Here is a 12,019-nt window from a genome sequence, read left to right as displayed (position 1 = left end):
GCCCTGACGCCGGTTGCCGCAGATTGAGGGCCCCGTCTTCCCCCGCGGGGCCCTCGGTCGTTGCCCCGCGGCTACTCGGCCGGCGCCACCTCGCCCGGCTCCGCCGGCTCCGCGTCGGCCTTGGTCGGCACGCGCAGCTGGTTGAAGGCGTAGTAGATCGCGACGACCCCATGGAGCGCCAGCGTCACCAGCGCGTTCACGAACGACAGGCCCATCAGGATCGGGTACACCACCGTCCCCAGGGCGAACCGCGTCCGCGTCGCCTTGGCCCCCACCTCGTCCACCCGCGCGTCGAACAGGTGCCCGGTACGGGTGAGCCACCACCACAACGCCTGGAACGTCAGCGCATGGGCCACCATGAACCCGCCGTAGAGCGCGACCGCCAACTGTGCGCCGTCGGGCTGGTTCAGGTAGCTCGACACCACCGAGGTCGCCCACGGCAGCGCCGAAACCCCCATCAGCAGCATCAGGTTCAGGAACAGCAGCACCCGGTCCACCCGGGCAACGAGGCTGAAGACCTGGTGGTGGTTGGCCCACATGATGCCGATGACCAGGAAGCTGACCACGTAGGCGTCGTACTCCGGCCATTGATGCGCGAGCTGGTGTGCCAGGCTCTGGCCGGTGGTCGTCAGCGGCTTCTTGACGTCCAGGATCAACAAGGTGATGGCGATGGCGAAGACGCCGTCACTGAACGCCTCCACCCGGCCCGACTCGTTCACTTGGTCCCCCTCCGTCCTGGGGGCATCGTGCCATGCTCACTTGACCTGACAGACGATCCGCGCCGTTCCGGTGCCTAGCGCCCGAGGCGGCGGAGGCGGTTCCGCAGGGCGACGTACCTGCGGTGCAGGCGGTGGACCGTGATGAAGGCGGTCATCCGGTCGGCCAGGGTGAGGCGGTACTTGATCCGCAGCGGGGCGCTGAGGCGGTCGAGGCGGTCGGTGCCGATCGTCCGCAGCAGTTGGCTGACGTGCTGCTGGTAGGCCGCCCGGTAGGCCGCGTCGCCGTCCGCCACCAGCCAGAAGAACTTGGGGATCTCCTCGACCAGGGTGTTGTCGTCGTAGGAGCGCAGGTAGTCACGGGCGAACTCGGGTTCCGGGCGGGCCAGCAGCCACTCCCGGACCAGTTCGATCGAGCGGACCCGGTCGACCAGGCCCCTGGGGTCGGTCATCTGGGTGATCGAGACCTCGCCGGTCTCGCGCACCCGCCAGTGGTAGATCGGCTCGGAGAGGACGTCCACCGAGGCGGCCAGGAAGTGCAGCGGCACGCTGACCGGCGCGTCCTCGTAGAGGATGCCCTCGGGGTAGAGCACGCCGGCGCTGTCGAAGAAGCTGCGGCGGTACACCTTGTTCCACGCGGTGCGGTCGGTGACCAGGGCCGGGACCGCGGTGATGTGGGCCTTGAGTCGGGTCTCCCGGAACGGCTTGATGTGCACGCCGGACGGGGAGTACCCCGCCGCGTTGAACCGCAGTGCGTTTCCGGCGACGAAGTCCGACCCGGTCTCGTCCAGGGTGCCGACCATCAGCCGGTACGCCTCCGGCGGCAGGGTGTCGTCGCTGTCCACGAAGGCCAGGTACTCGGTGTCCGGGGAGATGTTCCGCCAGCCGGTGTTGCGGGCCGCCCCGAGGCCCTGGTTCTCCTGCCGGACCAGCCGGAACCGCGCGTCCTTGGCCGTGTAGGCCTCGGCGATCGCGCCGCTGGAGTCCGTGGAGCCGTCGTCGACCAGGACGCACTCGAAGTCCCCGAAGGTCTGAGCGGCGATCGAGTCGAGGCATTCCTCGAGGTAGCGCTCGACGTTGTAGATCGGGACGACGACGGAGAGACGGGGCATCGGCTGCGCGAGCCTTTCTGCGTTCAGGGAGGTGTTTCCACTCACAGCATGCACGGTCGAGATGACGTGCCCGTCTATTCCAGCACGACGGGGGGTTACGCCGGGGTGGCCAACGACCTTCCGAAGAGCGCCAGGGTCTCGCCGAGCTGCGAGTGCTGCGGCCGGGGCAGGGCGTCCAGGGGGAACCAGCCGAGGGCGTCGAACTTGTCGGGCTCGCCGATGGCGACCCGGTCCGGGTCGACCCGTACTGCGAAGAGCAGCGCGACCCAGTGCGAGACCGGGTCGCCGCGCAGGATGTTGCGCACCCCCAGGGTCTCGACGGCCAGGGCCTCGGCGAGGTACTCCTCGCGGACCTCGCGCCGTACCGCCGCCTCGAAGGACTCCCCGTGCTCCAGCGCCCCGGCGCCGGTGTCCCACGCCCCCGGTTCGTCCCGCGCCCCCGCGCTGCGCCTGGCCAGCAGCACCCGGCCGCGCCCGTCGTGGCAGACGAAGACGCAGGACACCGTGGGCGCGGTCAGCGCCCGCTCGGCCGGACGCGCGGAAGGGCCTGACGGGCTTTCCGACGGGCTTTCCGACGGGACGTGGTTCATCACAACTCTCAGAAGTGGTCGAGGAGTTCACGGAAGGCGCGCAGATGCAGCACTCCCCCGTCGGCGGGGTCCAGCTCGCTGTGCTCCAGCGCCCAGGTGTTGTCGTTGGGGATGAAGACGGCGTTCATCCCCACCGCGCGGGCCGGCAGGATGTCCGACTTCGGCGAGTTGCCGATCATCCAGCTGGCCGTCGGGACCAGGTCGTGCGCCGCCAGGAAGCCCTGGTAGGTCCGACTGTCCTTCTCCTGGACGATGTCGACGGCCCGGAAGTGGTGCGCCAGCCGGGACGCCTCGATCTTGCGCCGCTGCTCCTCCGGGTCGCCCTTGGTCAGCATCAGCAGGGTGTGCCGGCCGCCGAGGACCGCCAGGGTCTCCGCCACGTCGGGGATCAGCTCCACCCGCTGGTCGACGAGGGCCGAGGCCAGTTCCTCGATCTCCGCGCGCTCCCCTGCGGTGGCCGGCCGGCCGCGCAACTCCTGGACGCAGTCGGCCAGACTGCGCAGCAGCATCCGGCTGCCGTACCCGTGGGCGACGGCGTTGGCCGCCTGGATGTCGTCGAGGACGGCACGCAGCTGCAGTCGGTCCAGCGTGGGATGCCGGAGCCAGCTCAGGAAGTCGTCGATGACCCGCTCAAACAGGACGTTGTTCTCCCAGAGCGTGTCGTCCGCGTCGAAGACGAGCGTCTGGCTGTCGTACCGCATCGAAGTCCCCAGGGTGTGTGGCCGGTCCAGCCGCGACCCTAACCGCGGCCGTGTCGGTCCCGCCCGGATTTTTCGGGGCCCCGGGCATGACACCGCCCGCACCGAGGGTTCGTCCGTCGGCGCGGGCGGGTTCTGATCGGAAACCTAGCGGCCGGTGATCGCGATCAACGCCGCTTCCAGCAAATGTGACCTACGTCGCTCAGCCGACGACGGTCATCACTCATCCGCCGGCTCCCGCTTCGGCGGCACCACCGGCACAGCCAGCAGCGGCAGCCGCAGCTCTGCGAAGGCCCCGGCGGGTACGGCCGGCGCCTGCGGTGCCACCGCGGCGACCCTGCGATAGGGCTCGCCCTGCTCCGGGCGGGGGTCCGCATCGCCCTTGTTGGGCCACATCGACACCGCCCGCTCCGCCTGGGCGGTGATGGTCAGCGACGGGTTCACCCCCAGGTTGGCCGACACCGTGGAGCCGTCCGCGATGCTGATGCCCGGGTAGCCGTAGAGCCGCTGGTACGGGTCGATGACGCCGCGCTCCGGGGAGTCGCCGATCACGCAGCCACCGAGGAAGTGCGCGGTCAGGGTGCGCCCCAGCAGGTCGCTGACCCCGCTCCCGGCCACGCCGTTGATCTCGGCAGCGACGGCCCGCGCCGACTCCTCGGCCGCCGGGATCCACTTGGGGTTGGGCGCGCCATGCCCCTGACGCGACGTCAACTGCCCCTTCCCCGGGCCGGACTTCTTCCGCGAAACGATGATGGAGTTGTCCAGCGACTGCATCACCAGGCCGATGATGACCCGCTCGGACCAGCGCCGCTTGTTCAGCATCTGCACCGTCAACTGCGGCTTGCTCGCTGCGATCTTCGCGAACCGCAGCAGCGGCACCCTGCTGCCGCCGGGCACCTGCATGATGGACAGCAGGCTCATCGCGTTGGAGCCCTTGCCGTAGCGCACCGGCTCGATGTGGGTGTGCTGGTCCGGGTGGACCGACGAGGTGATGGCCACGCCCTTGGTGAAGTCGGCCCTGCGGCCCAGCCGCCGGTCGGTGGTCATCGAGCCGACCAGCGCCTCGGAGTTGGTCCGGGTGAGCTCGCCCAGCTTCGCCGAGATCCGGGGCAGGTGGCCCTCGTCGCGCATCTCGTGCAGCAGCTTCTGGGTGCCGAAGGTCCCGGCCGAGATCACGACCTTCCGGGCCCGGATCGTCCGACAGCCCTTTTTTCCTTTGGCGTTCTTCGCGGGATTCCTGGACCGCGAGTCGGTGGCCCGTACGTCCACCGCGTAGCCCTCGCCGTCCTCCCTGATCCGGGTGACCGTGGTCATCGGCAGGATCTGCGCGCCGTTCTTCTCCGCCAGGAACAGGTAGTTCTCGGTGAGGGTGTTCTTGGCGCCGTGCCGGCAGCCGGTCATGCACTCGCCGCACTCGGTGCAGGACCTGCGGCGCGGGCCCTCCCCGCCGAAGTAGGGGTCCTCGACCTCGGTGCCGGGGGCAACCTTGGCGCCCTCGCCGGCCACGTCGGTCGCGTCCTGACCGTCGCCGAAGAACACCCCGACCGGCGCCAGGTGGAAGGTGTCGCCGTAGCCGAGCTTCTCCGCGGAGGCCTTCAGCGCCACGTCCGAGGGGGTGACGGTGGGGTTGGTGCGCACCCCCAGCATCCGCTTCGCCTGGTCGTAGAAGGGCGCCAGCTCCTCGGCCCAGTCGGTGATGGACTTCCACTGCGGGTCCTGGAAGAACGCCTCCGGCGGGACGTAGAGGGTGTTGGCGTAGTTCAGCGAGCCGCCGCCGACCCCGGCCCCGCCGAGCACCATCACCTCCTTGAGGACGTGGAAGCGCTGGATGCCGTACATCCCCAGGGCCGGTGCCCAGAGGTAGTTCCTGGTGTCCCAGGAGTTCTTCGGCAGGGTCTCGCGGGTGAAGCGCCGACCGGCCTCCAGCACCGCGACCGAGTAGCCCTTCTCGGTCAGCCGCAGCGCGGACACCGAGCCCCCGAAGCCCGAACCGACGACGACCACGTCGTAGTCGAAACCCGGCTCGGCCGTCTCTTCCGTCGTCGCCATTGACGCAGCTCTCCTGAATCCTGTGAATCCTGATGGGCCGTTGGTACCGGTAAGAGCCGACCTACTTGAGCCGCAGCGCCTTCATCGCCCCCAGCGCCCGGGTCTGGAACTTCGCATACCCCTCGTCGTCCATACCGAACGACGGCGACATGCTGATCAGCTTCTGCACCGCGATGGTCTGCGGCTCGGTGTACTTGAGGATGCCCTCGGAGCCGTGCCGGCGGCCGATGCCGCTGTCGCCCATGCCGCCCATCGGGGCCGCCACGCTGGCGTACGCGGGCGCGTAGCCCTCGTTGACGTTGACGGTGCCGGAGTGCAGCCGCTGCGCCACGGCGACGGCGTGCCGGGTGCTGCGGCTCCAGACGCTGGAGTTCAGCCCGTACGGCGTGCCGTTGGCGCGCTCGACGGCCTCGTCCTCGCTGCCGAAGCGGTAGACGGAGACGACCGGGCCGAAGGTCTCCTCGGTGCAGACCGCGCTGTCCTCGGTGACGCCGTCCAGGATGGTCGGCTCGAAGAACAGCGGGCCGACGTCCGGGCGGGCCTGCCCGCCAGCCAGCACCTTGGCGCCGTTCTTGACGGCCTCCTCGACATGCCGGGTGACCGTATCCAGCTGGCGCTGGGCCACCAGCGACCCCATGTCGGCGCCCCAGGCCAGAGTGTTGCCCAGGCGCAGGGCCCGGGTGCGGGCGACGAACTTCTCCAGGAAGGCGTCGGCGACCTCGGCGGCGACGTACAGCCGCTCGATGGAGATGCAGAGCTGTCCGGCAGAGGAGAAACAGGCGCGGACCGCACCCTCTGCGGCCTTGTCCAGGTCGGCGTCGGCCAGCACCAGCATGGCGTTCTTGCCGCCGAGCTCCATGGAGGCGCCGATCAGCCGGGCGGCGGCGCGCTGGGCGACGTCCCGTCCGGTCCTGGTGGAGCCGGTGAAGGAGACGTAATCGGCGTGGGCGACCACCTCGGGGCCGACGACCGGGCCGTCCCCGATGACGATCTGCCACAGCTCGGCCGGCAGCCCGGCCTCGACCATCAGCTCGCGGGCCCGCAGCGCGGTGAGCGCGGTCTGGGTGTCGGGCTTGGTCACCACGGCGTTGCCGGCCACGAAGGCGGGGATGGCGTCGCCGACGAACAGCGCCAACGGGTAGTTCCACGGCGAGATCTGACCGATCACGCCCTTGGGCTGGCGCACCTCGCGGACCTGGGTGAGGACCGGGTACACCCCGCCGCGACGGCGCGGCTTGAGGTACTTGGCAGCGGCGCGCCCGTAGTGGCGGGCCTCCAGCGCGGCGGCGCTCACCTCCTCGAAGGCGTGCGCACGGGCCTTCCCGGTCTCCGACTGCACCAGGTCCAGCAGTTCCGCCTGCGCGGCGAAGAGCAGGTCGTGGAAGCGCAGCAGCACCGCGGCGCGCTCCCGCAGCGGGCGCAGCGCCCAGGCCGCCTGGGCCACCCGGGCCCGGGCGAAGGCATCGGCGACGGCCTCCGGATCGGACTCGGGGATCTCCGCGAGCACCTCCCCGGTGAACGGGCTGAAGCTCTGCGTCACAGCGGGCTCGGCCCCCACCGTGATCCCCTCGACCAGCCGGGCGACCAGCTCCGGCGTCACAGCGTCGGCTGCGGTACGGGTCCCGGCCACCGCCACGGGGTTGCGCTCACCGGCGGCACTGCTGGTGCTGATGTCAGTCATGACGTGCAGCGTAGGCCGTTTCCAGCCGCTTGGGTACCCGTCGGTAACAGAGATATGTCCTTGTCAGAGCAATCAGCTACCTAGGACGCGCGGAACGTCTTCACCGTCAGCAGGAAGAGCCGATAGTTGGGGATCTGTCCGGTCGGGCGGCTGAAGACCGCTCGCTTCTGTTCCTGGACATGGACGAACAGCACCCCCCGCTGCGCGTTGAGGCTGCGGTAGCGCGCCCAGTCGACGTATCCCACGGGAAGCACGATCCCGTTCCGGTGGGCCGGCCCGGGCCCAAGAGAGCGGCCATCCGCCCCTGCCCTGATCGGCCAGGGTCGACCGATCGGTCAGGTAGGCGAAATCTTCTCACCATTTATACTAGGTTCTGTCCGGCGGATCATGTGCGGATGGAAGAATCCGCGGCATGAATCAGCAGAACGCTGAGGCTTTGCCGTGGCAGCCCTTCGACGTGGCAGCAGTTCGTGCTGCTGGCGTCGGTGCCGAGGTGGGGCGGACGCTGGAGGATCCGGGGCTTCCGGTCAACTGCATCGGCTTGTTCGTGCGGAACGCCGAGTTGGAGCTCCTGGTCCGCGATCTGCCCTGCGGCCGGGCCGTCTGCCTCGGCGCCTTCGAGGACGGGGTGAACTCCTATTGGCTGGCGCTCGACTCGGGCGAGGTATGGATGGCCTACGGCTACGAAGGCGGCCCGCAACGATTCGCCCTGGCCAACTCCTCAGTGGCCGCGCTCCAGCGGATGCTTCGACTGTGGGAGTCCTTCGTTCTGTCGGGCCGCAGCGAGGACGACGAGGACCACGAGGACTACATCGCTGACCTGTTGGACCAGGCCCAGCAGGAGGATCCGGACGCGTTCGGCGACGAGGACGCCTGGTGGTCGAGGGTGTTCGAAGAGGTCGAGCTGGGTGTGCTGGGCCCGGAGTGACGGCACCCAGCTTCACTCCCTGAGCCACAGTCGGATCGATGCCAGGGTGACGGTGCCGTGGTAGACGTATGCACGCTTGTCGTAGCGCGTGGCGACGACTCTTGAGTGCTTGAGCTGGTTGATCGTGCGCTCGACCTCGTTGCGGCGCTTGTACCTCTCCTTGTCGAAGCCGGCGGGCTGCCGCCGTTGCTGCCCCGGCGCCTGCGGTTGGCCCGCTTCGACTGCGTAATCGAGGGCCAGAAACAAAAGATCCTTTGTCGCATTCGACATCTCATCCCAGATGGCCATATCACTCCCCTCCTGCCAGCTCATCCCGCTCAGCAAGCATTGCCGGAAGACAGTACTCAGCGACTGTAGAAACAATCACTTGAGCCAGCCGCGCAGGGTCGCTCTCACTCGTGACAGTCCACCAGTAGTCCTGCCCCCCGGGCATCAGACTTCCGACACGCGCGGACCAGACAGATTTTCCATAGATGGTGTTGGGGTTGGGCCTGGCCGGATATTTTGCACCATTCTCCAGCATAGCTGCCCACTTTTCCTTGCGGACAGCCGCCAGATTAATCGTAAATCTGATCCTTCCTGGCGCGCCAGATGCCGACTTCTGAATCCCCAGCAGGAGCCAAACTCTCTCATGAGGGAATTCGAGAATCTGCCCCGAACCCACCAGGCCAAGCTTTCGCAACTCCGGCCGGCTAGTGCGCATGGCGAGCGAAAACACTTCCTGCGCCGTGACTGAAGCGACCATCCCCTTCTGATTCCTCTTTTCCTATCATTGCTGCATAAACCCGCCGAAGGCCGACACCAGGCGGGCACAGTATCCGGCTTCAGCACCACGCCCGCCTGGTACCAGCACATACACTAGTAGCGTATCTTGATCGTCGCTCCCAGCTTCAACAGGCGCCATGCAACACTGCCGGCGGGACCGATCTTTCCAGTCAGTGGACTGCGAATGAAGTTCCATTCGAGACTTGAATAGGCCGGATCCGCGCCGTTCAATCGCTCATTGTCATTGTTTACTTCCTGTCGGATGGCCGACACCCAAACGCCTGCGCCTGCGGCTGTTCTCCGCGGCCGCCCAACTCGTCACCACCGGCCGCCGCCGCTACCTCCGCCTGGCCCGCCACTGGCCGGCTGACCAGCCACAACGACTCAGCCCGACGAACAGCCCAGCATTCCCGGAGCCGTGGAGCCCGGCGCCCACCCGACGCGACAGCCGGGCCCCGGCCTGCCCACCACCGACCCGCGACGCTAAAACGGTCCGCCGGTGAATCCGACGGACTGTCACACCCGCCTCTTCGCTTCAGCTCAGATCATCGGGTCCTGTAGCCAAACCGGGCCAATATCATTAGAAGAGAGGGGTATCATCATCTGCCGCAGAAGCATTAATCGCCAAACCCCCCACCCGCTTCTCGATCGGCCAGCGATCGTCAATGACGAGTGCAGCAGATTTGCATTTGCTGCACGCATTAAACCACCCCATGATCCAGGGGTATGGCGAGGGGGTCATATCTTCGAGATGAATCCCACAGAGTGTCGAGCCAAAGAATCCGTAAGCATGCGAGACGTCCTCTGGCAATCCATCGGAACGCGCGACTTCCCATCGTGTATCCGGCGAGAGATACACAGGCTTCACCTCCCGGCCATCACTCCAATTGCTGTTCAATCCAAAGCACCAAGAACAGACCGATCGCCGTTCGGAGACGCGTTCATAATTCGATACCGACAGCGGCCGCGTCCGGCTTCCGCAAATCTCGCACAGCAAAGCTGTCACCTTTATCCTCAATATTCGAACGAAGCTACCACTCAGTCCGGCAGATCATGGGCGCCTCTACCAATCGTGGTTTGAATCATCCCAGGCACGCCCCTGATCGTAGCGAAACAGCTGGGACATATTCGAGTGCTAGACGCGATCCAGAGAAATATGTGCTCATCACCCAGGGCGCGCAAACAATTGTGGCTTCCGCATCACCATCGCCGAATTTGTAAATTGCTCCATTCAGGTTCTTTGCGACCGAAGCCGGGAGGTCCGCCATGTGTGTGGCCACCTGCTCCTCCGTCTGCCGAGTTGCACTATTCCAGACTCTCGCAACCGAAACGGTGGCCTTACCTTGACCGAGTCCGTCATATAGCGACCTAGCCCGGTCGTGGAGCCCTTGGATATCGCCCTTTGAAATAGTGGGGCAATTGGTGTTGTGGACCAAGATCGGGACGCCGCCCACCACAACATAGTACGTGTGGCACGGTGCGCTGCCCTACTTGCTTCTTCACAGGTCAGCGACAATATGACGGTCCGTCGGGGTCCGTGGTTGTGCGCTGGCGTGCGTGGTTGTTGCCGTCGCCATTGCCGTCAGAGGTATAGACCACTCGAAGTCACGTCAGAGGAACGCGCCGGGTTCTGCGGTGGCATAGTCGGTGGCGGTGCGCCGGTAGCACTGGTGGCCGGTCTCAGCTGCGTGCTTGGCGATCAGAGCGGTCACGTCGTCGGCACGGGTACGCTCGCCGCTGCTCCACTGGCACAGCTCCTCGTCCGTGACGCAGGCGGCCTCGCGGATGGGTGTGGCGGTCGCGTCAGTGCGTACGTGGTACTCGCGGAACCGCATCCGCTTGCGCACGCTCATGCCGCCTGGCCGTGCTCGGCCCGGCGATGGCGGCCCTGCATCACGCGTACGTCGCTGAGCCGGGACTTGTCCCCGCAGAGCACGGCAGCACGGGCCTGCTCGCGCAGCCTGGCGCACTCCTCGCACACCGGACCGGGATACTCCTGCCACTGCACCAACGCTTCACCCATCTCCCGCTCCTTTGCTCCCGCTCGGCTCCCTTGATCAGGGTCTCGTTGGCCTGAACCTTGCGGAGGAGCCAGCGTGTCTGCCCCGGTGTCTGCCAAGCTGGCCTGGTGCGGGAGACGGTCGGCGAACTGGTGCGGCGCTTACGTCTGGCGCGCGGCTGGAGTCAGCAGCGGCTCGCCGAGGCGCTGGCCCAGGCCGCCCCCGAACGTATCCCGCCGACGCGAAACGACGTGTCCCGCTGGGAGATCGGCACCCGGTCACCGCGTGAATGGCTTCCCTTCCTCGCCCAGGTACTGGAGGTCCCGCGCGAGTTGCTGGAAGCCGCGAAGGCCGTCAAGTCCCCCGAGCCCGCGCCGCACGTGCTGACCGTGGCCGACTTCCTGCCCGACGGCGACCTGCTGGCCCCGCTGCATTCCCGCACCGGCCGGCGGATCGGGGCTGGGCAGGTGGCAGACCTGGGCCAGCGGGTCCATGGCCTGCGGCTAGCCGACGACGTGGTGTACGGCAAGGACCTGATCGGCCCGGCCCTGCGCGAACTGCGTGCGGCCGTGAAGCTCTACCGCGAAGGGACACACACCGACGCGGTAGGGCGCGAACTGCTGCGGGCCATCGGCGAGTTGGCACAGATCGCTGGTTGGGTCGCCTCCGACGCGGGCGAGCACGCCGAGGCGGAGCGCATCTACCGGCTCGGGATGAGCGCGGCACATGCGGCGGGCGACGAGGTGCTGTCAGGGAACGTGGCGGGCTCGCTGGCCTACCAGTGGAGCAACACCGGCCGCGCGGGCGATGCCGTGGACCTGGCCCGCGCCGCCCTGGACAGCGCCGGAAGTGACGCCCCGCCGAAGGCCCGTGCACTCTACCTGGACAGGGTGGCCTGGGCGCACACCCGGGCCGGGCAGGACCGCCCGGCGATGGCCGCCCTCGGGGAAGCAGGCGACGCCCTGGCCGAGGACTCGGCCGGAACCGAATCGCCCTCCTACCTGTACTGGATGGACGCCGGAGAACTCCAGGTCATGGAGGCCCGCGTCTACACCGAGCTGCGGCGGCCCCTGCGCGCCGTACCTCTGCTGACTGACGTGCTCGGCCGCTACGACGCCAGCCACGCACGCGAGTTGGCGCTGTACCTGTCCTGGCTGGCCGTGGCCTACGCCGACGCCAATGAACCCGAGGCCGCGGCCGGGACGGCGAGCCGCATGCTCGCTCTGGGACAGAGCGGCAGCGAGCGCACAGCGGAACGCACCCGGATCGTCCTGGACCGGCTACGGGCCTTCCGCGACGTTCCTGAGGTCACCGAACTGCTGGCGTCCTGACCATCCCTGCACGGACCCAGCCGACCGCGGATGCCTTCGGCAAGCTGCCGGCCTGAGTGGGGCGGATCCGCGTCGGTCGGGCAACTTCGCCGTTCCAGGGTTCTCCGGGGGTCGGGTGGCGAGGGGCTCGCCACCCCACCCGCGACCCC

12 protein-coding genes and 1 pseudogene are annotated in these 12,019 nt (G+C 67.8%); 2 read left to right on the top strand and 11 right to left on the bottom strand.

All coding sequences use genetic code 11. The features are described from left to right. Positions 1-71: 71 nt before the first annotated feature. From ABUW04_RS08080 to ABUW04_RS08050, 7 genes are all read right to left on the bottom strand, one after another. Entirely contained in the window at positions 72-719 is a 648-nt protein-coding gene (locus tag ABUW04_RS08080; RefSeq protein ID WP_380563738.1) for a TMEM175 family protein, read from the bottom strand. 74 nt (positions 720-793) lie between these two features. Beyond that, positions 794-1,828: a glycosyltransferase family 2 protein gene (locus ABUW04_RS08075; protein WP_380563737.1), complete on the bottom strand. Its 1,035-nt coding sequence runs from the start codon at positions 1,826-1,828 to the stop codon at positions 794-796. 95 nt (positions 1,829-1,923) lie between these two features. Then, a complete protein-coding gene (locus tag ABUW04_RS08070; protein WP_380563736.1) occupies positions 1,924-2,418 on the bottom strand; it encodes an NUDIX domain-containing protein in 495 nt (164 codons plus the stop codon). Between the two features lie 8 nt (positions 2,419-2,426). Continuing rightward, complete coding sequence (locus ABUW04_RS08065) at positions 2,427-3,119, bottom strand: HAD family hydrolase (protein ID WP_380563735.1); 693 nt, start codon at positions 3,117-3,119, stop codon at positions 2,427-2,429. Positions 3,120-3,335: 216 nt separating this feature from the next. Beyond that, a complete protein-coding gene (locus ABUW04_RS08060) occupies positions 3,336-5,165 on the bottom strand; it encodes a GMC family oxidoreductase N-terminal domain-containing protein (RefSeq protein ID WP_380563734.1) in 1,830 nt (609 codons plus the stop codon). Positions 5,166-5,226: 61 nt separating this feature from the next. Further along, positions 5,227-6,846, bottom strand: coding sequence for a succinic semialdehyde dehydrogenase (locus ABUW04_RS08055; RefSeq protein WP_380563732.1), 1,620 nt, complete (start codon positions 6,844-6,846; stop codon positions 5,227-5,229). A gap of 80 nt (positions 6,847-6,926) precedes the next feature. Then, on the bottom strand, positions 6,927-7,091 hold the full coding sequence (locus ABUW04_RS08050) for a hypothetical protein (RefSeq protein WP_380563731.1): 165 nt from the start codon (positions 7,089-7,091) through the stop codon (positions 6,927-6,929). A 167-nt stretch (positions 7,092-7,258) separates the two neighbouring features. Here ABUW04_RS08050 and ABUW04_RS08045 point away from each other — a divergent pair, with 167 nt between their 5' ends. Then, a complete protein-coding gene (locus ABUW04_RS08045; protein WP_380563730.1) occupies positions 7,259-7,774 on the top strand; it encodes an SUKH-4 family immunity protein in 516 nt (171 codons plus the stop codon). A gap of 12 nt (positions 7,775-7,786) precedes the next feature. On the opposite strand, the pseudogene ABUW04_RS08040 reads toward ABUW04_RS08045, so the two are convergent. The 4 genes and pseudogenes from ABUW04_RS08040 to ABUW04_RS08025 all read right to left on the bottom strand — a co-directional run. After that, positions 7,787-7,998: pseudogene (locus ABUW04_RS08040) on the bottom strand (IS5/IS1182 family transposase); the annotation flags it as partial. 65 nt (positions 7,999-8,063) lie between these two features. Further along, the gene (locus ABUW04_RS08035; protein ID WP_380563729.1) at positions 8,064-8,519 is read right to left on the bottom strand and encodes a DUF4304 domain-containing protein; all 456 of its coding nucleotides are present in this window, start codon (positions 8,517-8,519) and stop codon (positions 8,064-8,066) included. Between the two features lie 1,630 nt (positions 8,520-10,149). Beyond that, positions 10,150-10,392: a DUF7848 domain-containing protein gene (locus ABUW04_RS08030; protein WP_380563727.1), complete on the bottom strand. Its 243-nt coding sequence runs from the start codon at positions 10,390-10,392 to the stop codon at positions 10,150-10,152. After that, positions 10,389-10,562: a hypothetical protein gene (locus ABUW04_RS08025; protein ID WP_198037343.1), complete on the bottom strand. Its 174-nt coding sequence runs from the start codon at positions 10,560-10,562 to the stop codon at positions 10,389-10,391. Before ABUW04_RS08025 ends, ABUW04_RS08030 begins: the two co-directional genes overlap by 4 nt. Before the next feature lie 105 nt (positions 10,563-10,667). On the opposite strand from ABUW04_RS08025, the gene ABUW04_RS08020 reads away from it, so the two are divergent. After that, complete coding sequence (locus tag ABUW04_RS08020; protein WP_380563725.1) at positions 10,668-11,870, top strand: helix-turn-helix transcriptional regulator; 1,203 nt, start codon at positions 10,668-10,670, stop codon at positions 11,868-11,870. Positions 11,871-12,019: the final 149 nt, after the last annotated feature.

Origin of the sequence: Streptacidiphilus jeojiensis, from assembly GCF_042510965.1 — a bacterium.
In the GTDB taxonomy this organism is placed as follows: domain Bacteria; phylum Actinomycetota; class Actinomycetes; order Streptomycetales; family Streptomycetaceae; genus Streptacidiphilus; species Streptacidiphilus jeojiensis.
This window is presented reverse-complemented; position numbering and strand designations above follow the sequence as displayed.